24 protein-coding genes and 1 tRNA gene are annotated in these 19,119 nt (G+C 59.0%); 16 read left to right on the plus strand and 9 right to left on the minus strand.

All coding sequences use genetic code 11. From position 1 onward, the window contains the following. Positions 1–105 precede the first annotated feature (105 nt). The 7 genes from tsaB (at position 106) to NW843_RS12280 (ending at position 4,603) form a co-directional block, all read left to right on the plus strand. A complete protein-coding gene (gene tsaB / locus NW843_RS12250) occupies positions 106–813 on the plus strand; it encodes a tRNA (adenosine(37)-N6)-threonylcarbamoyltransferase complex dimerization subunit type 1 TsaB (protein WP_414383701.1) in 708 nt (235 codons plus the stop codon). A 36-nt stretch (positions 814–849) separates the two neighbouring features. After that, positions 850–1,407: an elongation factor P gene (efp, locus tag NW843_RS12255; RefSeq protein WP_011432091.1), complete on the plus strand. Its 558-nt coding sequence runs from the start codon at positions 850–852 to the stop codon at positions 1,405–1,407. A gap of 69 nt (positions 1,408–1,476) precedes the next feature. After that, complete coding sequence (accB, locus tag NW843_RS12260; protein WP_011432092.1) at positions 1,477–1,950, plus strand: acetyl-CoA carboxylase biotin carboxyl carrier protein; 474 nt, start codon at positions 1,477–1,479, stop codon at positions 1,948–1,950. Positions 1,951–2,344: 394 nt separating this feature from the next. Further along, positions 2,345–3,274, plus strand: a complete 930-nt coding sequence (locus tag NW843_RS12265) for a metallophosphoesterase family protein (protein ID WP_414523079.1) — start codon at positions 2,345–2,347, stop codon at positions 3,272–3,274. 76 nt (positions 3,275–3,350) lie between these two features. Next, positions 3,351–4,097 (plus strand): phosphoadenylyl-sulfate reductase, encoded by a 747-nt coding sequence (locus NW843_RS12270; protein ID WP_414523080.1) that lies wholly within the window; start codon positions 3,351–3,353, stop codon positions 4,095–4,097. Positions 4,098–4,100: 3 nt separating this feature from the next. Next, the gene (locus NW843_RS12275) at positions 4,101–4,415 is read left to right on the plus strand and encodes an antibiotic biosynthesis monooxygenase family protein (RefSeq protein WP_414523081.1); all 315 of its coding nucleotides are present in this window, start codon (positions 4,101–4,103) and stop codon (positions 4,413–4,415) included. A gap of 116 nt (positions 4,416–4,531) precedes the next feature. Beyond that, a tRNA-Val gene (locus NW843_RS12280) sits at positions 4,532–4,603 on the plus strand. A gap of 110 nt (positions 4,604–4,713) precedes the next feature. Here NW843_RS12280 and NW843_RS12285 read toward each other — a convergent pair. Next, complete coding sequence (locus NW843_RS12285) at positions 4,714–5,655, minus strand: phosphoribulokinase (protein ID WP_414358370.1); 942 nt, start codon at positions 5,653–5,655, stop codon at positions 4,714–4,716. A 285-nt stretch (positions 5,656–5,940) separates the two neighbouring features. Between NW843_RS12285 and NW843_RS12290 the strand changes: the two genes are divergently transcribed. Together NW843_RS12290 and NW843_RS12295 are read left to right on the plus strand one after the other, a co-directional pair. After that, entirely contained in the window at positions 5,941–6,708 is a 768-nt protein-coding gene (locus NW843_RS12290) for a PspA/IM30 family protein (protein WP_011432097.1), read from the plus strand. Between the two features lie 249 nt (positions 6,709–6,957). Further along, on the plus strand, positions 6,958–7,422 hold the full coding sequence (locus tag NW843_RS12295; RefSeq protein WP_011432098.1) for a pentapeptide repeat-containing protein: 465 nt from the start codon (positions 6,958–6,960) through the stop codon (positions 7,420–7,422). Between the two features lie 12 nt (positions 7,423–7,434). Here NW843_RS12295 and cysQ read toward each other — a convergent pair whose 3' ends face one another. The 5 genes from cysQ to rpsP all read right to left on the minus strand — a co-directional run bounded on the left by cysQ (position 7,435) and on the right by rpsP (position 10,993). Then, the gene (cysQ, locus tag NW843_RS12300; RefSeq protein WP_414416973.1) at positions 7,435–8,262 is read right to left on the minus strand and encodes a 3'(2'),5'-bisphosphate nucleotidase CysQ; all 828 of its coding nucleotides are present in this window, start codon (positions 8,260–8,262) and stop codon (positions 7,435–7,437) included. Positions 8,263–8,277: 15 nt separating this feature from the next. Next, positions 8,278–9,039, minus strand: a complete 762-nt coding sequence (gene hisF / locus NW843_RS12305) for an imidazole glycerol phosphate synthase subunit HisF (protein WP_414523082.1) — start codon at positions 9,037–9,039, stop codon at positions 8,278–8,280. A 61-nt stretch (positions 9,040–9,100) separates the two neighbouring features. Then, positions 9,101–10,204, minus strand: a complete 1,104-nt coding sequence (locus NW843_RS12310; protein ID WP_414341714.1) for an ArsA family ATPase — start codon at positions 10,202–10,204, stop codon at positions 9,101–9,103. After that, positions 10,201–10,461 (minus strand): KH domain-containing protein, encoded by a 261-nt coding sequence (locus NW843_RS12315; RefSeq protein ID WP_414341712.1) that lies wholly within the window; start codon positions 10,459–10,461, stop codon positions 10,201–10,203. Before NW843_RS12315 ends, NW843_RS12310 begins: the two co-directional genes overlap by 4 nt. Before the next feature lie 52 nt (positions 10,462–10,513). Then, positions 10,514–10,993, minus strand: coding sequence for a 30S ribosomal protein S16 (gene rpsP, locus NW843_RS12320; protein WP_011432103.1), 480 nt, complete (start codon positions 10,991–10,993; stop codon positions 10,514–10,516). 262 nt (positions 10,994–11,255) lie between these two features. On the opposite strand from rpsP, the gene NW843_RS12325 reads away from it, so the two are divergent. After that, entirely contained in the window at positions 11,256–11,702 is a 447-nt protein-coding gene (locus tag NW843_RS12325) for a TerB family tellurite resistance protein (RefSeq protein ID WP_414350341.1), read from the plus strand. Between the two features lie 122 nt (positions 11,703–11,824). Here NW843_RS12325 and NW843_RS12330 read toward each other — a convergent pair whose 3' ends face one another. Then, entirely contained in the window at positions 11,825–12,220 is a 396-nt protein-coding gene (locus tag NW843_RS12330) for a metal-sensing transcriptional repressor (protein WP_414383716.1), read from the minus strand. A gap of 114 nt (positions 12,221–12,334) precedes the next feature. Between NW843_RS12330 and sds the strand changes: the two genes are divergently transcribed. Continuing rightward, the gene (sds, locus tag NW843_RS12335; RefSeq protein WP_041436149.1) at positions 12,335–13,306 is read left to right on the plus strand and encodes a solanesyl diphosphate synthase; all 972 of its coding nucleotides are present in this window, start codon (positions 12,335–12,337) and stop codon (positions 13,304–13,306) included. Between the two features lie 28 nt (positions 13,307–13,334). On the opposite strand, the gene lepB is transcribed toward sds, so the two are convergent. Continuing rightward, complete coding sequence (gene lepB / locus NW843_RS12340) at positions 13,335–14,021, minus strand: signal peptidase I (protein WP_041436160.1); 687 nt, start codon at positions 14,019–14,021, stop codon at positions 13,335–13,337. A 161-nt stretch (positions 14,022–14,182) separates the two neighbouring features. Here lepB and NW843_RS12345 point away from each other — a divergent pair, with 161 nt between their 5' ends. Beyond that, positions 14,183–14,560: a hypothetical protein gene (locus NW843_RS12345; protein ID WP_414523083.1), complete on the plus strand. Its 378-nt coding sequence runs from the start codon at positions 14,183–14,185 to the stop codon at positions 14,558–14,560. A gap of 31 nt (positions 14,561–14,591) precedes the next feature. Here NW843_RS12345 and NW843_RS12350 read toward each other — a convergent pair whose 3' ends face one another. Beyond that, positions 14,592–15,659, minus strand: coding sequence for a hypothetical protein (locus NW843_RS12350; RefSeq protein WP_414523084.1), 1,068 nt, complete (start codon positions 15,657–15,659; stop codon positions 14,592–14,594). A gap of 167 nt (positions 15,660–15,826) precedes the next feature. Between NW843_RS12350 and NW843_RS12355 the strand changes: the two genes are divergently transcribed. Genes NW843_RS12355 through NW843_RS12370 form a run of 4 tightly spaced genes read left to right on the plus strand, consistent with a single transcriptional unit; the run spans position 15,827 to position 18,989 of the window. After that, a complete protein-coding gene (locus NW843_RS12355; RefSeq protein ID WP_011432110.1) occupies positions 15,827–16,546 on the plus strand; it encodes a pyridoxine 5'-phosphate synthase in 720 nt (239 codons plus the stop codon). Positions 16,547–16,560: 14 nt separating this feature from the next. After that, positions 16,561–17,193, plus strand: a complete 633-nt coding sequence (locus tag NW843_RS12360; protein WP_011432111.1) for a DUF3318 domain-containing protein — start codon at positions 16,561–16,563, stop codon at positions 17,191–17,193. 12 nt (positions 17,194–17,205) lie between these two features. Further along, positions 17,206–18,039 carry a biotin--[acetyl-CoA-carboxylase] ligase gene (locus NW843_RS12365; RefSeq protein WP_414523085.1) on the plus strand — a complete coding sequence of 278 codons (834 nt, stop codon included), beginning with the start codon at positions 17,206–17,208 and terminating at the stop codon, positions 18,037–18,039. Positions 18,040–18,083: 44 nt separating this feature from the next. After that, on the plus strand, positions 18,084–18,989 hold the full coding sequence (locus tag NW843_RS12370; RefSeq protein WP_414523086.1) for a M23 family metallopeptidase: 906 nt from the start codon (positions 18,084–18,086) through the stop codon (positions 18,987–18,989). The last annotated feature ends 130 nt before the right edge of the window (positions 18,990–19,119 follow it).

Consider the following 19,119-nt stretch of genomic DNA (forward strand, 5'->3'; position numbering starts at 1 on the left):
TAGTCATGAGGACAAACTTCCCTAAGGAAGCGCGAAGATTGACAGCCTAAGCTTAAAACATCCGTTAAGTTTCGTCAACCACCTTTTTTGATCCTGAGAGAGGCCATGTCGCTTGTCCGCTGGATTTTAGGGATCCACACCACCACGCCCGTTTTGGGCCTGGCCCTGCTGCCGTTGGAGCCAGGGTTGGGAGAAACCCGCAGTCAGAGCTGGTGGCTGGATCGGGAGATGGCAGCGCAGTTGCACCCCTGCTTGAAAGTCTTCTTGGCCGGTCAAGCTTGGTCGCAGATAGCTGGGATCGCTGTAGCTTTGGGGCCGGGCAGCTTTACGGGCAGCCGTTTGGGGGTGAGCGTGGCCCGTCTGCTGGGCCAGCAACTGGGCATTCCCGTGTTTGGCTACTCGGCTTTGGCCGTCCTCGCCCGCCAGGTGTGGCAGGAGCAGGGATCCCCGCCCCAGCCCTTGACGGTGGCGGTGCAGATGGACGCCAAACGAGAAGAGTGGTATGGCGGCGTGTATCGGGTGACAGAAGAGGGTGTCGCTGCAGAAGTGGCCGATCGGCTCTGGGAGGAAGAGGCTTGGCAGGCAACTCTCCGACAGTGGCCGCAAGCTCTATCCGTGAATGCCGCCGATTTTGTGGATCCTGCACCTGTGGTGGCGTTGGCAGAATTGGCCCGCGCCGATTTTCGGGCCGGGTTGCGCCCTCAGTGGCAGGAGGTGTTGCCCCTTTACGGTCGCCAGCCCCCGATTGATCTCAGAGGGCTGAATCGGACTCCGCCTCCCCAGCGCGAACGGAGTGCCCCATCGTCACGGTAAGATTGGGAAGTCTAAGCAACGGATCCCTCTGCTGACATGATCTCAAGCAACGATTTGCGCCCTGGCGTCTCTGTAGAAATTGACGGAGCTCCCTACAAGGTGATCGAGTTCCTGCATGTGAAACCCGGCAAGGGGGCAGCCTTTGTGCGCACTAAGCTCAAAAACATGCAGACTGGCAACGTTGTGGAGAAAACCTTCCGCGCCGGTGAAACCCTGCCCGCAGCCACCATCGAAAAAGTCGAGATGCAGTATCTCTACGCGGAAGGGAACAACTTGGTGTTTATGGACATGGAGACCTATGAGCAGGCTCCAATTACCGCCGCCCAAATTGGCTCCGCCGTGAAATATCTGAAAGAAAACATGCAAGTGTCAATCTTGCGCTGGAATGGGCAGGTGATCGATGTGGAGCTGCCCAACACCGTTGTTCTGGAAGTGGTGGAAACAGATCCAGGGGTGAAAGGAGATACCGCCACTGGGGGAACCAAGCCGGCCAAGCTGGAGACCGGTGCTGAGATCCAGGTGCCTTTGTTCATCAAGGTTGGAGAACGGATTCGGGTCGATACCCGCACCGACACCTATCTGGGCCGGGAGTGAGTTCTCCCTCTCCTTTTCGGTTATGGATTTCTGTTGTGGACAGGTGATGCATCAGGAGTGAACCTTCCCTTGGATGTTGTCAATTGGCAGGAAATTCGTCTTCTCCTGGCCGCTCTGCAAGAGAGCGATGTTACCGAGCTAACTCTGGAGTTCAAAGATTTTCGCCTCACCTTGCGCAAAGGGATCCCGACTGAGCTCTCCTCCACCCCCGCCAGTCCGGTTATTGTCTCCTCTGCGCCTCCTCCTGCTCCTGCAGAAGCGCCCCCTCCTCCCACTGCTCCCAAATCCACCCCCAGCCATTGGATAGACGTGACGTCACCAATGGTGGGCACTTTCTACAGCGCCCCAGCTCCAGGTGAACCTGACTTTGTGCGGGTTGGCCAACGGGTGAACAAGGGCCAAACCCTGTGCATCATCGAGGCCATGAAGCTGATGAACGAGATCGAGGCCGAAGCGGCAGGCGTGGTGACCGAGATTTTGGTGAGCAATGGGCAATCGGTGGAGTTTGGGCAGGTGTTGATGCGGTTGGATCCCACGGCTTGATGGGCAAGGGGGTAAACCGGATTTTGGCGACCCAATCTCCCTTGCCTGTGTATACACCAGAGTTGAATCGGATTGAGGGGATGTGGTCGGTGTTGAAGCACTGTATCCGTCAGTTTTCCAGAGCCGGGAAGTATGGGATGGAGCAAAGGATACAGACCGCTTTGCTACTCATCGATCCATTCAATCTCTCCTGCTGGGAGAGAAGTTGGGGGTGACAGCCTGGGAAACCCTCTCAGACCAATTTGACCAGTCTGCGCGCCCCTTTCATAGCCCTACCTGTCCTCAGTTCCCAATAGGTGCTCGCCAGATCCGGCTGAGGTTAAGAGAATCCCATAGCCCCCCAGCCCATCATTGACTATGATGCGGGCGTGAGGTGTGAATAAGTACCTAAACAATGGCAACCCAACGCATTTGCTTTGCTCAAGTCTCAGATGTCCACCTGATGCCCGAGACGGGGTGCCGCTGTTGGTGGATGTCCGATTCCCCCCGCCGCCAGTTGGAAGCCGCCGTTGCCCATCTCAACCAGGTGCCCGATCTGCACTTCGTGGTGTTTACCGGGGATTTGGTGGATCAAGCGGATCCGGAGAGCTTTCAATCTTTCCAGGAGATTGTTGCCCAACTGCGGGTGCCCTATTACCTCAGCCTGGGCAACCACGATATCGACACCCTGAGGAGAAAGGGACGCTTCAACCGGGATCAGTTTATCCGTTGGTGCCAAAGCCAATTTCCCCTGTCCCCGGCTCCCACCGGTTACGTCGATTACAGCCTTTCCCCTCTGCCCGGGATCCGCTTGATTGCCCTCGACGCCAGCCTGGGACGCTTCCCTTTGCCTCAGGGCGTGCTCCGCCCCTCCCAACTGCACTGGCTGGGCGAACATCTGCAAATGGTGCCGGAAGAATGGCTGATCCTGCTGATCCATCAGCCGCCCTTCATTGCTCCCACCCAAATGGACGCGGTTTTGTTTCGCAAGTACCGGCTCCTCAGCGAACCAGCCTCGGCGCTACACGCTCTCTTGGCCCGTCACGGACGGGTGGTGGCGGTGCTGAGTGGCCACCTGCATGTGCCGAAGGTGTATGTCCGCGATGGGATCCCCTACCTGACAGCACCTCCTCTGGTGGGGCCGGTTTCGGCTCTGCGGGTGTTTGAGCTGGACGTGAACCCACGGCGAGGGGTGTTGCGCTACCACTGGGTTAAGTTGCCGGAGTTGGATCCCAGCCCCCTCTGGCACGGCTTGGTGATGGGGATCCGACGGGATCGCTGGGGACAAATCCCTCTCCGGGCCAAGGGATCCCGCTCTCTCCCTCTGCCCGCTGCCGCCTGGTAATCAAAACCCCTAAAGCTTGACCGAATTAGTGTAGATTAAAAAAAGCAAAAATCGTCGAGTTCGGTGTCTTCCCCCTATGACAGCAAGCCTTTCTCCTTCTAGCCGCTGGGAGCTGGCGGCTCAAGCGCTGCGGGAGCAGTATCAACCTCAAGTGGCGTCCCTGAGCGAACGGTTTGAGCCTTTGTCGGCAAGAGACCTGCTCACCTGGGCGGTTGAAGAATTTGGAGATGGGCTGGTGCTGGCCTGTAGCTTTGGCCCGGAAGACCTGGTGCTGATCGATCTGCTCACGGCGATTAACCCCCATGTCCGCGCCTTTTTTCTGGACACCGATTTTCACTTCCCGGAAACCCTACAACTGCGGGAACAGGTGTTGGCCCGCTATCCCCACCTACAACTGGAGATCTTCAAGCCCTTGCTTACCCCGGAAGAGCAGGCAGCTCAATACGGGCCAGAACTGTATCGCTCTAACCCCGACCTCTGCTGCAACATCCGCAAGGTGGAGCCCTTGAATCGTGCTCTGGCCGGTTGCACCACTTGGATTACAGGGATGCGTCGGGAACAATCCCCCACCCGCGCCGATATCGGCAAGGTGCAGTGGGACGGCAAGCGCAACCGCCTCAAACTCAACCCGCTGGCTGACTGGACAAATGGCCAAGTTTGGAAATACATCCTTGACCACGGGATCCCTTACAACCCCCTGCACGATCGCCACTACCCCAGTATCGGCTGCCTCCACTGCACTGCGCCTGTTGAGCCAGGGGCGGATCCCCGCTCTGGACGCTGGAAGGGCACAAGCAAAACCGAATGCGGCCTGCATACCTAACCCATGACTGCTTCCTCCATCCTTGAGGTGGCTCAGTTTGAAATTACCCCCGGCTCTGAAGACGCCTTTGAAGCCGCCATCGCTCAAGCTTTCATCTATTTGCAGCAGACCGACGGCTACCAAGGGCACCAACTGCAGCGCTGTCTGGAGCACCCTCAGCAATACCTACTGCTCGTTCAGTGGGGATCCCTAGAGGCCCATCTGGTCAACTTTCGCCAATCGGAAAACTTTGTCCGCTGGCGTGCCCTCATCGGGCCCTACTTTGCTCGCCCACCCCAGGTGTTGCACTACCAGTTGCTGACCGGATCCCCTTTTTGATTTGAAATAGGGCACCTGTCCACTCTCCACCCAGGCTAATCCCAATGGGACGGGTTCAAAATGTGATATTATCGATTTCCGACCTTCAGGTAGATGCGCGGCAGCATCGCTCATAGGGGCTGTTAACTCAGTGGTAGAGTACCACCTTGACACGGTGGGAGCCGCTGGTTCAATTCCAGCACAGCCCATGTCCTTGACAGAAGCTCACAAGACTCTGCTCTGGGAGCGGGTTACCGTGCTGGGCCGAGCCTTACCCTGCAGGTCTTGCGAAACTGGGGATCCCTCGCCGCCACGGACTCTATTGGTAGATGTTGGCCGCTTTTAACATGTGGTAGGTGATCAGCAATTGAGTCAAAGCCAGGGGACAGCTCTGGAGCAGCTCGCCGGTGGTGCCGATCAACTGGCCGATGTTGGGGTTTCCCTCTAAGCTACAGAACTTGCCCAGGTAAGGGATTTCGTTGCAGAGCATCCGCTCCAGCTCAATCACTTGGCTGGCCGTAGCATGGGCATCAATCTGCAAAACATCGACGGGCTTGCCCATATCCCGATCCAAATCCAAACGAATGGCAGAGCTAAGGTGATTGTCGCGGGCATTGAGGATTTGCCAAAAATCTGGGTGAGGAATGGTGGGGCGCAGCACCAAGCGTGCATTCAGCAATACCTCGTCTTGGTCGGATCCCTCTTGGGGCGGGTAAAAGGTGACCACTACATCGGCCCATTGGCGCTGTGGACGAATAAAAGCCTCTGAGTCGGGTTCGCGCTTTTTGAGCTCTTCTCGCACTTGCTCTTCGGTATATCCGCGCTTGCGGGTGTCCCGCTTAATCTTCCAAAGGGCTCGTAAATGTTCTGGGGGAGCCAAATAAACCTTGACATCGTAGCTATCCCGCATGCCACGGGTAAAGTAGCCCAGCAGCCCTTCGACGATGACATATTTGTTGGGCTTGACGTACTCTGGAGGGTCAAAGGTGCCGGTGCTGTGGTTATAGACGGGCTTTAGGATCGGCTGGCCGGTGCGCAGGAGCGTCAGGTGCTGCTGAACGATATCCAGGTAGTTGCAGTCGGGATGAAGGGCTGTAATCCCCAGTTCAGCGCGTTGCTTGCGGTCGTAGCGGTGGTAGTCGTCGGTGCAAATGACAGTAACGTTTTCTTCCCCCAAGACTTGGGCAATGCCGCGGGTAAGGGTGGTCTTCCCAGCAGCACTATCGCCAACAATACCCAGAATAATCGGGCGCTGAGCCACGGATCCCTCTCCTGAATCGTGAACCTGGGGCAGAGAACTCCCAACAACACCGGCCAAACTCAACTTCGTTTCGACCTGCGGATGGCCCCGATCAGAGAACAGGGATTGTCGGTCAGCAAACGAAGTTAAGCAAGCATTATCGGCTCTGGAGGGTATTGGGGCAAGAGAACGTTACAGCTTTTTTCAGCGGAGCCCTATGGATCCCTATACTGGAGTAGAAGCACTGGAAGGCATCAAAGCAGCAAGGGTAGCATTAGGTCAGACCGCTAGAGGGGGAAGCAACCGATGGGATTGTTCGATCGGGTCAGCCGAATCATTAGATCCAATATCAATGCGCTGGTCAGCAGCGCCGAGGATCCGGAGAAAATCCTGAACCAGACCATTCAGGACATGTCTGAGGATCACTACCAGATGCGGCAAGCGGTTGCCCAGGCCATTGCTGCCCAGAAGCGGATAGAGCGGCAGTATGAGCAAGCACAGCAGAGTGTTGATGAGTGGCAAAGACGCGCCGAGTTGGCCCTGCGCAACAACAACGAAGCTTTGGCTCGGGAAGCGCTGGTGCGCAAGAAAACTTTTGCCGAGACTGCCCAAAGCCTGAAGCGGCAGTTGGATGAGCAGACTAAGCAGGTGGAGATCCTGAAGTCCAACATGACCAAGCTGGAGAGCAAGATCGCTGAGGCCAAGACCAAAAAGGACATGCTCATCGCTCGCGCCCGCGCCGCCAAGGCTTCCCAGCAAATCAATCAGGTTATCGGGCGGGTGGACGCCACAAGCGCCTTTGCTGCTTTTGAGCGTATGGAGGAGAAGGTGAACTCCCTGGAGGCCCAGTCGGCGGCAGTGGCAGAGCTGGCGGTGGACAATTTGGAAAACCAGTTTGCCGCTTTGGAGGCGGGTGGCTCGGATGTAGATCACGAGCTGCTGATGCTCAAGGCGTCGATCCAGGGTCAGTTGCCCTCTGGAGGGTCAAAGTCCTCAGGCCAACCTTCCACCGCAAGTGAGAGCGAGGTCGATCTGGAGTTGGAAAATTTGCGCAAGGAGATTGACCAGCTCTAACAGGCGGAATGTCGCTCTCCTCCGACTCTCAAGGCTTGCCGGGCTGAGTTTGGGCCGGGGGGTGGTAAGCTAACCAACAAGAACTCTGACAGCCCTTCTGCCGACCAGCAGGGCAAAGTCTGTCAGTGAAGCGTTCCACCTCGAGTGGCAGGGATCCCCAGAGGGTAATCAACCTGCGAAAGGGTCACAGCCTGCTTCCGGCAGGGCTGAGGTTAGTTTGCCTACGGTTTTGTGAGAGAACAAACAGCGATGACAACAGCAAGTATCAAGCCTCTCTTGGATGCCAAGCAACTGTTGCAGGCTTATGCGTCTGGCCAACGGGATTTTTCGGGCTCCAACCTGAGCGGAGCGCAGTTGAGTGGCGCGAATTTGAAGGGCATTATCCTACGGGATGCCGACTTGAGTGGGGCAGATTTGCGCGAGGCGGATTTGTCGGGAGCAGATCTCTCGGGAGCCGACCTGCGCGGAGCCAAGCTGCGACGGGTGAACCTGATTGGGGCTAAGTTGGTGAAGGCAGATTTGCGGGGGGCCAACCTCTACCGGGCCAAATTGCTCAGGGCCGACCTCAGCGAAGCCGAGCTGAACCGAGCCGATCTGCGGATTGGGGCCGATCTGCGCGGAGCCATCATCACCAACACCCATTTCCGCGGTGCCCTTTACGACGAGTACACCAAGTTCCCGGATGGCTTTAACCCCACAGAGATGGGCATGTAGCCGGGGCTTCGCTCAGGGGATCAGGTTCTGCCACAGTTGGGCCATGCCTTCGGCAGCCGCTACAAAGGGCGGGTTGTGCAGGTCGGGCTTGTTGTAGCGCAAGGGATCCCCTGCCAGATCGGTAACCCTTCCCCCCGCCTGCTCCACAATGCACTGGGCAGCGGCAGTATCCCACTCCATGGTGGGGCCGAAGCGAGGGTAGAGATGGGCAGATCCTTCGGCCACAAGGCAAAGCTTTAGGGCACTGCCCACAGACTTCACTTCCAGAGAGCCACAGCGCTGCCGCAGCCGCTCGAGGAACTGCTCCGTCTCCGGGTTGCTGTGGGAACGGCTGGCCACCACTTGTAGGGGTTCTTGGGCGTAAGGGCAGGTGCGGATGGGCTGTTCGTGAACGCAGGACGGAGTCCTTTCCCTCTTGCAGGCCCCCAGCTTTTGCGCAGCCGCGTAGGTGAGGCCCAGAGCTGGGGCATGGACGACCCCCAGGATGGGGATCCCTTCCTCGATGAGAGCAATATTCACCGTAAACTGGCCGTTGCGCCCGATAAACTCTCGGGTGCCATCCAAGGGATCCACCAGCCAAAACCGCTCCCACTGTTGCCGCTCTGGGTAAGGGATCCCGCCCGATTCTTCCGAGAGCACCGGGATCCCTGGGGTCAACTCTTGCAGGCCCTGCAGGATCAGGTGGTGGGCAGCCAGATCCGCCTCAGTTAGGGGGGAGGCATCTGCTTTGAGTTGGATCGGCAGCGATTTTTGCCGATAGAAGGGCAAGATGGCCTGCCCTGCTGCTTCTGCCAGGCGGCACACCTCAGGCAGGAGAGCGGCCAGATCTTGAGCCTGCACGGATCCCTCCCCAAGCTAGAAACGCACCGGAATGGCATGGGCGGCCAAGTCGGCTTTGATCTGCGCAATCGTCAGCCGGCCATAGTGGAGCAGCGAGGCCAATAGAGCCGCTTCCGCCCCTCCCTCCTGCAGAGCTTGGCGGATATGAGCACACTCCCCTGCTCCTCCTGAGGCAATCACCGGCACCGACACCGCCTCGGCCACCCGCCGGGTTAGCTCCAGGTCATAGCCGGCCTGGGTGCCGTCGGCGTCCATGCTGGTGAGCAAAATCTCCCCTGCCCCCCGCTCGGCCACGCTTTTGGCCCACTCCACCGCGTCCAGGCCCGTCGGCTGCCGCCCCCCGCGCACGTATACCTCCCATCCCCCTCCCTGCGGCTTGGCGCGAGCATCAATGGCCACCACAATGCACTGGGATCCAAACCAGCGGCTGGCTTGAGCCACGAGATCAGGATCCCGAACCGCTGCCGAGTTGAGGCTGACCTTGTCCGCCCCGGCCCGCAGCAGTTGTCGGATCCCCTCCAGATCGCGGATCCCCCCTCCCACCGTGAGGGGAATGAACACCTGCTCTGCGGTGCGCCGCACCACCTCCAGCAAGATCTCCCGCTCTTCGTGGGTGGCGGTGATGTCCAAAAAGACCAGCTCATCGGCTCCTGCCTGATCGTAAGCCTGGGCCAGCTCCACCGGATCCCCGGCATCCCGCAATTGCACAAACTGGATCCCTTTCACCACCCGCCCTGCCGCCACATCCAGACAGGGAATGATCCGTTTGGCCAACATCGCTCTCTCCCAAGGACTCCATACCGCTAACGCGAACAGAGGGGAACAACTGGGGATCGTTTTAGCCGAAGCTGATGACCAGGAAGGGTTCTTGAAACTTGGCCCCAGTCACCTGCCGACCTGCCAAGCTGGGGGGCAAGAACAAATTGCGCCGCTGATCCCCGGCGGTAATGGTCAGCTCCGGGCCTGATTGGCTCAGCTCGATTTGGGCCTTGCTGAAGCCGGGAATAAACAGCTTGACTGTACGGGCTCCCTCGTCGATGGCCACGGGCGGCGGCACATCCGGCACAGCGAACATCCCCCCCACCGCTGCTTCCAAAGCCGACCAATCGGATCCCTGACGCAGGGGGAGTGTCCGTACTGTCAGCGGGAAAAAATCGGCAGCCGAGACCTCCCCCGGAGCCAGAGGGGTGACCCAGAGGCCACCCACCGTCAGCCCTACCATCTGAGCGCTCCCCCAAAGGTAACGGGCGGTTTGCACGGCCATCGGGTCTGGGGTGGTCACCAGGTGGGCCAGCACACGGCGCGGATCGGCAATGGCCTGTCGTCCCTGCTCCAAGAGGTTAGTCATGCCCCCCAACCGCTCCGGCAGATCCTCCAGAGAGGAAAACTCCACAGTGCTCACCGAACGCAGCAACGGCTCGGCAAAGGGTCGCAGGGTTTTGGCCAAGTCGGATCCCAAAAAAGCCTTGGAAGCCCGCCGCCAGTACCAACTGGCCACCTCCGGGATCCCAAAAGCTCGCAAGGTGGTCAGATCCCCTGGCCCATCGTAGAGAATGCAGTCGTATTGGCCGCTGGCATCGTAACGGCGCAGAGCTTCCAGGGCCAGGGCCTGATCCATGCCCGGCAACACCCCCAGTTCCTGGCCGTAGATCTCCCGGAAAAAGGGGGTGCGCACGTATCGGGCTTCCAGCTCTTTGGCCGCCGTCCAGAACTGCTCCAGCAGCTGGGTTGTCCGCAACTGCACCACGCTCAAGTTGGCAGCAATGGTCACCGGCTCGCCGGAAAGCGGGATCCCGCCCAAGAGCATTTCCAACCCCGGCCCCGCCTGATGGCCCACCAACAGCACCCGCCGCCCCTGTTGGGCTGCCGCGCGAGCCGCCGCCACGGCCAAGGTGCTCCGACCTGTGCCCCCCTTGCCCAGAAAGGTGAGAATTTGGCTCATTCCCGCTCTCCCGCTTCTCCGTAGATGTCGATGTACAGAGATTGGCCCGCCAACTGAGCTGCGGCCATCATCACCTGTCGAATCGCTTGCAGGGTGCGCCCGCCCCGCCCGAATACCCGCCCCCGATCCTTCGGGTCAAAGGCCAGCCGCAGCCATACCTTTCGCCCGCCACAGGTGGTTTCCACATCCATTTGAAGAGAGGCGCTGCTGAGCAGCGGTTCGATCAAAAGATGGGCGAGAGCCTTGTAGTCTGGCATAGAGAGCTAGACGACAGGAGGGAACAACTGGCCAAGCCAAGCTTAGCCGACCCTAGGCCTCAACCGCTTCCTCAACCTGAGGCTTTTCAACTTCAGCTTCTGGAGGACTTAATTCTGCCGCTGCTGTCTCGGTGGCAGCTTCGCTCAATTCAGACTCGGGAACATCGGCGACCTCAGCCTCGGCCACGGATTCTGTTGCAGGGGCCTCTTCTGCCGCCTCAGGGATCCCAGCTTCAGGCTTGGCCATGGCCGGGATGCGAATCGAGGCAACCACTCCGCCTTCCCCTGCTTTCAACATCTCGTAGATGCCGGCCTTTTTGAGGAGACTGTCCACGGTCTCTGTGGGCTGAGCGCCACAACGCAACCACTTCAGCAAGCCTGCCGTTTGCAAAACCGTCTCCTTGGTGCGCGGGTTATAGTAACCCAGTTCCTCTAGCGGACGGGCTTCACGGCGGCTTTTACTTTCAATGGCGATGATGCGATAGCTGGGTTGCCGCTTTTTTCCGTAGCGCTTGAGCCGCAATTTGACCATGGGGTATCCACTCCTTGGGGGACGCTCCGCAAGCTGTAAAGATCCAAAAAATCCAAAAAAGAGTTCGCCTAGACCCGCCAAGCCTGCTGAAGCTCCAGAGCCTCGCTCCGAGCCTTTGGCGTTTGGCCGGTAGACACAGGCTTTTTATTTTAAGCGATTTTCTGCTTGACTGGAACTTGACTGGAAAATGTCCGACCCCGGTTTGGAAGGCAACCTTCATGGCAGAGTTGAAGAGAAAACCCTACACTCAGCAGCAACTCCCATGATCAACTACGCCGATTTGACAGACGAGCAGCGCCAGCTCTACCTCAAGGCCCTGATCGCGGTGGCCCGAGTAGATGGCCAGTTGGACGAAGAAGAAACCTCTTTCTTCATGCAAATCGCAGAAGGGGTAGGCATCGAAGCGCCACTGGCCCAAACCTATCTGGCCGATGAAGCAGGTGCACCTTTGGATATCAGCGGGATCCCGCCCATGCGCAATGCGGCAGGGGCCTTGATCCTGCGGGATTTGGCAGCAATGGCGGTGGTGAATAGCCAGCTGGTGGAAAAAGAAGAGGAGCTAATTTTCGAGATCGGCAAAGCCATGCAGTTCAGCGCTGAGGAGATCAACGAGTTTATCGACTGGGCCTTCATGGGACTGCAGTGGCAACTCAAAAGCGCATCTCTGCTGGAGCGCTATACCCAGCCCTCCCCCCAACCTTCTGAATGACCTGGGGTACTAGGCAGCATCACAACGGCCAGCCCCCGCTGCAGATATTGACAGCCCAGTTTGGCGTTCCCCTGAGCCAAGCAAGGGGAGACTTTCATCAAGTTAAATCTGGCCATCGAGACTTAGCTGATAAAGCGATCCAGAGCCCGCTGCAACTCCTCCAGCTCCACTTCGATATTGCCGGTCTCGATGGCATGGCGGATGCAGTGGCGAATGTGATCGTCCAAAATCAGCCGCGCCACCCGATCCAGCGCTCCCTTGACGGCGGCAATTTGCAGCAGCACATCTGGACAGGGCTGATCCTGCTCGATCATGGAGCGGATCCCACGCACATGCCCTTCGATGCGAGCCAAGCGGTTGGTCAACTTGCGCCGAGACTGGGGATCATGATGGTGAGGCTGGGCCCGCCCAGGCAGCGGCGGCTTTTCCAGCGCCAGCTCCCACTCCTCCTCCCAATCGGGTTCTGAAGGGAGCGGCGGAACGGAATGAGATCGAAGTGGGGGGACGGGATCCGACATAAAAAGGGCAAAGGACTGCCTGCATGATACCGCTTGGTTTTCCCCGAGAACGATGGGGTACTCTACAATAGAAAAAGATGTGAAATTTTGTAAAACCTCTCATACTTTGGCTCCATGACCTCTGTGCTCTCCCCCTTTGGCCCTGTAGAAGCGGATCTGGAGCGTTTACGCCAGAACCTAACGCGGTTGGTCAGTGCCAAGCACCCCATCCTGGCCATGGCTGCCGAACATCTGTTTTCGGCGGGAGGGAAAGGGATCCGGCCAGCCATCGTGCTCCTCATTGCCCGTGCCACCACCCCAGATGGAGAGATTACCCCACGGCATTGGCGCTTGGCAGAGATTACTGAGATGATCCACACGGCCAGCTTGGTTCACGACGATGTCATCGACGCTGCCGACGTGCGACGGGGCATCGATACGGTGAATACCCTCTTCGACAATCGGATAGCCGTGCTGGCGGGGGATTACCTCTTCGGCCAAGCTGCTTGGTACTTGGCCAATCTGGACAACCTGGAGGTAGTGAAGCTCCTTTCCAAAGTAATCATGGATTTGCCGGAGGGAGAGGTGCGCCAGAGCCTCACCCGCTTCGACCCGGATGTGTCGATGGAAGACTACCTGGCCAAGAGCTTCTACAAAACGGCCTCACTCATGTCCGGCAGTTCCAAGGCTGCTGGCCTGCTGAGCGGGGTTAGCGAGGAAGTGGCGGATCGCCTGTTCGATTTTGGGCGGGATCTGGGCATTGCTTTTCAGATTGTCGACGATCTGCTGGATTTCACCGCTTCGGCAGAGACGCTTGGCAAGCCTGTGGGATCCGACCTCATCCAGGGCAACCTCACTGCACCCGTTCTGTTTGCCCTAGAGGAATTTCCCCAGATGCGAGAGCTCATTCTCAGGGAGCTGTCCAACCCGCAAGACCTGAAGCAGGCCCTGGAGTGGGTGTATCAAAGCGAAGGGATCCCACGCTCTCGTCAGTTGGCCCGCGACTACGCCCAGCGGGCTGCCGAAGCGCTGTATAGCCTGCCGGACTCTGCGGCGCGTCGTGCTTTGTTTCAGATGGTGGACTATGTGCTGGAGCGGCTGCACTGAGCAGTCCCGACAGGGTCAAGCTGGCTTTCTACCGGGCTGTGTTGCCCAACACTTGGGCCTCTGGAAGAAGCTCAGGATATTCTGGCGGGGCGAAAAAGTGTAGGCGATTTGGGGGCCAAAAGCGAAAAATGGTGTTGCCGATGATGTTTTCTTCCGGCAAGAAACCCCACACATGGGAGTCTTGGCTGTCGTTGCGGTTATCCCCCATCACAAAATAGGAGCGGGGAGGAACCACGAATTCGGATCCCTGATTGGGAACTCCAGGACAGCGCTCGCCAGGGCAAGAATAGTCGGGGGGGGCATAGATGTAGTCTTCCCGCAGCGGGATCCCGTTGATGATGACCTCACCGTTGGCGATGCGAATGCGATCTCCCGGCAGGCCGATCACCCGCTTGATGTAGGCCCCGTCGAAGTTCAGTTTGGCGGGAGGGTTGAAAACAATAATATCGCCTCGTCTGGGCGAACCAAAGCGGTAGCTGACCTTTTCCACCACCAGCCGATCCCCTTCTTCCAGAGTGGGCAGCATCGAATCGGAGGGGATCCAACGCGCCTCTGCCACAAAGGTGCGAATGCCGAAGGCCAGCAACAGAGCCAGCACCACCGTCAGAAGGTTTTCCCGTTGCGCCTGCCACCAGCTGCGGGATCCCGAGCTGGCAGGGGTTTCCCCTGATGGCGACTGGGGCTTGGGCAGAGGAGTTGGATCTTTTGACGGCATGGAAGCTAACGAACAAGACTTCACGATCTCAAGATTACCGCACCCAATCCAGGGCAGCAGAATGGGAGGCCCTCCCATTAAACCCCTGCCGGAGAGACGAACAGCCGGCAATAGCATAGGATGGGTATTCTGGTGTACCGTACTCGCGACTGTTAGCCCCTATGACGATTTCAACAGAAGAGCGCCTAGAGCGAGTCGAGCGCCTGGTCGAGGCCAATAGCCAAGCAATAGCTCGTCTCACCCAACAACAAGAGGAAGTTTTGAGGCGGATCGATCGGCTCTCAGGGGATAGCGAAAAACTCTCGGAGCGGGTTGAAAAGCTCTCGGGCGATGTCGAAAAGCTCTCAGAGCGGGTTGAAAAGCTCTCCAGTGATGTCGAAAAGCTCTCCAGTGATGTCGAAAAGCTCGCTTTTAAGTTCGACACCTCACAAACCATTGGGGAACGGTTAGAACGTCTGGCCACCAGCCTGATTGCCGGTGCCACCATCAGCATCATTGCCGGAGTGATTTTGGTGCTGCTGCGGGAGGGATCCCGTTGAAGGGATGTTGCTCGGGGCTGGTTTTGGGGGGTCAACTGCCGGAATTGAGTTTTTCCCAGTCCTGCTGGTGGATGGCGATCATCTGGGCTTGGGCTTGAATAGCTGCCAACACCTCCGTCATCAGGGGCCAGTCGCTCCGCGGCGGACTGGGGTACTGCTTAAGCTTGTCAACTGTGTTGCTGAGAGCACTTTGCAATTGTTGCAGCAGTTGATAGGTCTGTTGGGCCAAAGCTAGGGTCTCAGAGACGCGGAGGTTATTCTGGCCTTGTTGATATTTCTGGAGAGCTTCCCCTCGCAGGATGCTCAAGATGGCCCCTTCTCTAGAGGCGGCAGTCTGGCCACTTTTGGAGCGCTGCGGTATGATGCGCAACTGCAACACCAGTGGCTCCCCCCGGTACATCCGCTCCACCTCTGCCTGCTGCGGCTCCCCGATCAACTCCGGATCCAGCGCCATCATCCGCTTCATGGCGGTGATCAACTTCGCTCGTATGGACTCGGAGAGATCTTTGAACAGATCCCGCAAAATCCCCTGCTGGCGGTAGCGCACTCGACAAGAAGGCCCCTCTTGAGGCTCCACGAAAATTTGCTCGGCTTTCTCATCCAAAGCCCGCCGCAGCATCGAGTTGAGCAACTGCTGCACTGTCTCTTCCGATTCGTCGGCGGGTACGGGCGGAGCGGTTGGTCGGGCGGACGGAGGCTGGGTTGGAGTCAACTGCGTGGGGGGCCCCGCCGCAGGAGCAGGAACCTCCCGAGTCACCCGGTTGGCTTGGGCCTGGAGGCGCAGCCGCTCCACCTCTGCCGGGTCGGGGGGATGGCTGAAGTAGTAGGCAATTAAATCCTGCTGCTGCTGAGCGGTGAGAGGGATTGGCTGGACGGAAATCTGGGAATAGGCCAGCATTTTGCTCACATAGTCCAACGCCGCCAAATCCTGGGGATCCACCATGCCCAAGATGAGGCTGTCGGTATCCAGGGCCAAGGGGACGACTTGGTAGTAAATGCAGATCTCCACCGGCAAGTACTGGGCAATTAAGGCCGGCACTCGCGCCCGGTCAACAAGGGAGTGTTGTCCCACCGCCAGAGAGGCATCTGGATCTGTCATGGCAAGCCCGGAGTGGATCCCGCACAGGCGAGACGTCGCTACTCGATCATAGAGTAAAGCCTACACCCTCGCGGCCTGAGGCCCATGGCATCCTGGCTCTCTGACCGGCGTAAATTGAATAATGTAATACTAGGGGTATTCTCCTCTACACCCAAAGCAGTAAAGCCTTGTTAAGTCTTGGAGTTAACATCGACCACATTGCCACCCTTCGACAGGCACGCCGCACGGTGGAGCCAGATCCGGTAGCGGCAGCGGTGATTGCCGAGCTGGCGGGGGCAGATGGCATTACGGTGCACTTGCGCGAGGATCGCCGTCACATTCAAGATCGGGATGTGCGGCTGCTGCGGCAAACCGTGCGCACCCACCTCAACCTGGAGATGGCAGCCACCGAGGAGATGGTGGCGATTGCCCTGGAGGTCAAGCCCGACTACGTCACTTTGGTTCCCGAGCGGCGGGAGGAAATCACCACCGAAGGTGGGTTGGATGTGGCGGGGCAGGTGTCGCGCCTCAGGGATGTGGTCGGCCAACTGCAGGGATCCGGCATTCCCGTCAGCTTGTTTATCGACCCAGATCCGACCCAAATTGCCGCTGCTGCCCAAGTGGGAGCCCGCTGGGTGGAGCTCCACACGGGGCGCTATGCAGAAGCCTCATCCGCAGCTCAGCGGCAGGTGGAACTTGACCACCTGGAAAAGGCCAGCCAACAGGCTCTTCAGCTGGGCTTGCGGGTGAATGCGGGACATGGTCTTACCTACTGGAATGTCGGCCCAGTGGCGCGGATCCCTGGCATGGAGGAGCTGAACATCGGCCACAGCATTATCAGTCGAGCGGTGCTGGTGGGGCTGGATCGGGCGGTGCGAGAGATGCGTCAGGCGATGGGACTAAGCTGAGGAGCAGGCCCGGCATGAACTCGGAATACTACGGCTACGAAAACTACGTTCTGGATCAGGCGGAGATTGAGCGCCTGTTGGATCTGCTGCCAGCCAGTATGCGGGAGAGTGTGAAGATCTTGCCCGCCTCGGAACGGCAAACGGTGGTGATCAAAGGCCGTCGGCAAATGCCCTGGGAACGGCAGATGCGGCTGTTCATCAAGCCCTACGAGTGGCGGCAATTTACCCCCCTGCAGCGGGCGGGGCTGTTCCTGCACAAGGTGGGCTACTACAGTCGGGCGGTGTCGCGGCAGATCGACTTTTACCTGGCCATAGCAGCTCTGGGGGGGTTGAGCTTGATCTTCGAGGCCGTACAACAGGATCCCGTGGGAGCAACCGTTTCGGGTGGTTTGAGTGGCTTGGCCCTCTGGCAGTTGCGCCGCGACCAAACCAATGACCGTCGTCTGTTGGCTGCTGACGCCTATGCGGTGGATCGCCTGGTGTTGCGCGGGATCCCGCGGCTGCAGGCGGTGGAGGCCCTAGGGCAGGCGCTGCATGTGGAGGCCCGTCTGGAGGGGCGCTCGGGCAATGATCTGCTGGACATGTTGCGCTACCAAAACCTCAAGCGGCTGGCCCAGCGTCCGGCGGAAGACATTGTGTTGAGCTAATCCCGGGTAGAGATGCTTTCCCCCTCGCGGCTGGGATCCCGAACGGGCCGGTGGGGCCGCCATCTGCTGCAAGTGGCGGTGACCGATTCCACCAATCGGCTGCTCTTGGACTGGGGCCGTCGGTTCCCACAGCCGCTGCCAGTGGGCACAGTTTTGGTCAGCACCCGCCAACGGGCTGGGCAAGGTCAACATGGGCGGGTGTGGCACTCGGAGCCGGGGGGACTATACCTGTCCGTTTGGCTGGGATCCCCGCCTTTGCATTACTCGCTGCTGGAACTGACCCTGGCCTTGGGCTGGGGCATTGCGGGCCGTTTACGGCAAAACCTTGGGATCCCGCTGCGGCTGAAATGGCCCAACGATTTGGTAGTGGTAGATGAGCAGCACCCAGATTCTCTGCTCAAGCTGGGGGGGATCCTGGTACAAAGCCGCTTTGGGGGGAGCGGGCAACTGCTGGGGTTGGTGGCCGGTGTGGGGGTGAATGTCAACAACCCCGTTCCCGTTGGGGCAATCACCTTAGCCCAAATTTTGGGATCCCCTCTGCACCGCTCACTCGACCGCACCGAGATTGCCGGCTGGGTTCTGCAGGGGATGGAGCAGGGATTCCACGTCTGGTTGCAAGGGGGATTTGCCCCCGTTCGCTCAGAGTACGAAGCCTGGATGGTCAAGCCGCAAGTCCAATGGCTCGAAAGGGGGACTAGCCTCACGATCTTGGGCCTTGCCGAGGATGGAAGGGTGCGAGTACAAACACAAGGGGAGCGACATCTGCAACAGCAGCAATCCATCCGGACGCTTACACCCGACCAAGTTCGCTTGAGCTATCACATGCCGGCGGGCGGCAGCCCGTAGTTTTTCCAGTGTTTTTTCTCATGTGGCCTGCGTTGAACTCGGTGATGAAACTTTGGGTTATGGCGGCACGCCTTTTCTCCCCCCAAGCTCGGCGGCTGCGCTTTTGGCTGAAGATAGGGCTGGCTCTGCTCTGGTTTTATCCCACTGCTCTGCTGGCCCAGACCCAACCAACCCCTTTGCCCCCGCCGCCTGTGGTGGAACCGGCCCTAGACACGCCTGGGGCAGCAGCCCTGCTGCTGGATGGAGCCATTCCCCTGGGAGAGGGCAGCCCTGCGACCCTTGAGGCAGAAACCCGCCCAGAGACGGTAGTAGGCCGCGAGATCGTGATTGAGCCCCAGAAGAACCATGACCTGGTTCCCCATGCTCAGCCTGAAGGTGGGGTGCCGGTGGTGCTGATGGAACGCAGCTCCGGTCGCCGCATCATTCTCGCCCCCGGCCAAGAGATTCGCATTGAGGATCCCAGCCAGCCCCAAGCTCCTGAACCGCAAACGCCAAGGTTGCCTGAACTGGCCGTAGGTGAAGAACGACTGCTCTATCCCTTACCTCACCCGGTGCCGATCACTTCTGGATTTGGCATGCGAATTCACCCCATCCGCGGAGAGCCGGAGTTTCATGCTGGAGTGGATTTGGGGGCCAGCATGGGCACGCCGATCTTGGCCTCTTTAAGCGGCAAGGTGGTCACTTCGGGATCCCTGGGGGGTCTAGGGATCACCGTTGTGCTGGAGCATGCCGGCGGTCGGCGCACTCGCTATGGCCACATGTCCGAAGTTGCTGTAACACCGGGGGAAGTGGTAGAGCGGGGATCCGTCATCGGCTATGTGGGGGCGACCGGAGCGGTAACTGGGCCGCACCTCCACTTTGAGCTGTGGAAGCGGGCGGTGGGGCAAGGTTGGGTGGTTCTGGACGCCACAGATGATCTGAAGGTTGCTGTTGCCCAGCTGCCGGGTTAGCCAGAGCCGGCTTGGGTTAGCATAGGTGGGCGGGCTCCAACTGGAATGCTGGCGCAGGTAACCAGTTGGGTCATGCAGGTTTTGCGGACGTGGCGGAACGGCAGACGCGCTAGACTTAGGATCTAGTGCC

The organism is Synechococcus sp. R5-12, from assembly GCF_047502655.1.
GTDB lineage: Bacteria > Cyanobacteriota > Cyanobacteriia > Thermostichales > Thermostichaceae > Thermostichus.

Excerpts from the sequence above, each read along its gene's own strand:
- rpsP (WP_011432103.1), bottom strand. The coding sequence starts at position 10,993 with ATGGTCAAATTGCGGCTCAAGCGCTACGGAAAAAAGCGGCAACCCAGC.
- NW843_RS12370 (WP_414523086.1), top strand. The coding sequence starts at position 18,084 with ATGAAACTTTGGGTTATGGCGGCACGCCTTTTCTCCCCCCAAGCTCGG.
- tsaB (WP_414383701.1), top strand. The coding sequence starts at position 106 with ATGTCGCTTGTCCGCTGGATTTTAGGGATCCACACCACCACGCCCGTT.
- NW843_RS12330 (WP_414383716.1), bottom strand. The coding sequence starts at position 12,220 with ATGTCGGATCCCGTCCCCCCACTTCGATCTCATTCCGTTCCGCCGCTC.
- NW843_RS12350 (WP_414523084.1), bottom strand. The coding sequence starts at position 15,659 with ATGACAGATCCAGATGCCTCTCTGGCGGTGGGACAACACTCCCTTGTT.
- NW843_RS12345 (WP_414523083.1), top strand. The coding sequence starts at position 14,183 with ATGACGATTTCAACAGAAGAGCGCCTAGAGCGAGTCGAGCGCCTGGTC.
- NW843_RS12310 (WP_414341714.1), bottom strand. The coding sequence starts at position 10,204 with ATGAGCCAAATTCTCACCTTTCTGGGCAAGGGGGGCACAGGTCGGAGC.
- sds (WP_041436149.1), top strand. The coding sequence starts at position 12,335 with ATGACCTCTGTGCTCTCCCCCTTTGGCCCTGTAGAAGCGGATCTGGAG.
- efp (WP_011432091.1), top strand. The coding sequence starts at position 850 with ATGATCTCAAGCAACGATTTGCGCCCTGGCGTCTCTGTAGAAATTGAC.
- NW843_RS12325 (WP_414350341.1), top strand. The coding sequence starts at position 11,256 with ATGATCAACTACGCCGATTTGACAGACGAGCAGCGCCAGCTCTACCTC.
- NW843_RS12275 (WP_414523081.1), top strand. The coding sequence starts at position 4,101 with ATGACTGCTTCCTCCATCCTTGAGGTGGCTCAGTTTGAAATTACCCCC.
- hisF (WP_414523082.1), bottom strand. The coding sequence starts at position 9,039 with ATGTTGGCCAAACGGATCATTCCCTGTCTGGATGTGGCGGCAGGGCGG.
- NW843_RS12360 (WP_011432111.1), top strand. The coding sequence starts at position 16,561 with ATGAACTCGGAATACTACGGCTACGAAAACTACGTTCTGGATCAGGCG.
- NW843_RS12295 (WP_011432098.1), top strand. The coding sequence starts at position 6,958 with ATGACAACAGCAAGTATCAAGCCTCTCTTGGATGCCAAGCAACTGTTG.
- NW843_RS12290 (WP_011432097.1), top strand. The coding sequence starts at position 5,941 with ATGGGATTGTTCGATCGGGTCAGCCGAATCATTAGATCCAATATCAAT.
- NW843_RS12315 (WP_414341712.1), bottom strand. The coding sequence starts at position 10,461 with ATGCCAGACTACAAGGCTCTCGCCCATCTTTTGATCGAACCGCTGCTC.
- NW843_RS12270 (WP_414523080.1), top strand. The coding sequence starts at position 3,351 with ATGACAGCAAGCCTTTCTCCTTCTAGCCGCTGGGAGCTGGCGGCTCAA.
- NW843_RS12265 (WP_414523079.1), top strand. The coding sequence starts at position 2,345 with ATGGCAACCCAACGCATTTGCTTTGCTCAAGTCTCAGATGTCCACCTG.
- NW843_RS12365 (WP_414523085.1), top strand. The coding sequence starts at position 17,206 with ATGCTTTCCCCCTCGCGGCTGGGATCCCGAACGGGCCGGTGGGGCCGC.
- lepB (WP_041436160.1), bottom strand. The coding sequence starts at position 14,021 with ATGCCGTCAAAAGATCCAACTCCTCTGCCCAAGCCCCAGTCGCCATCA.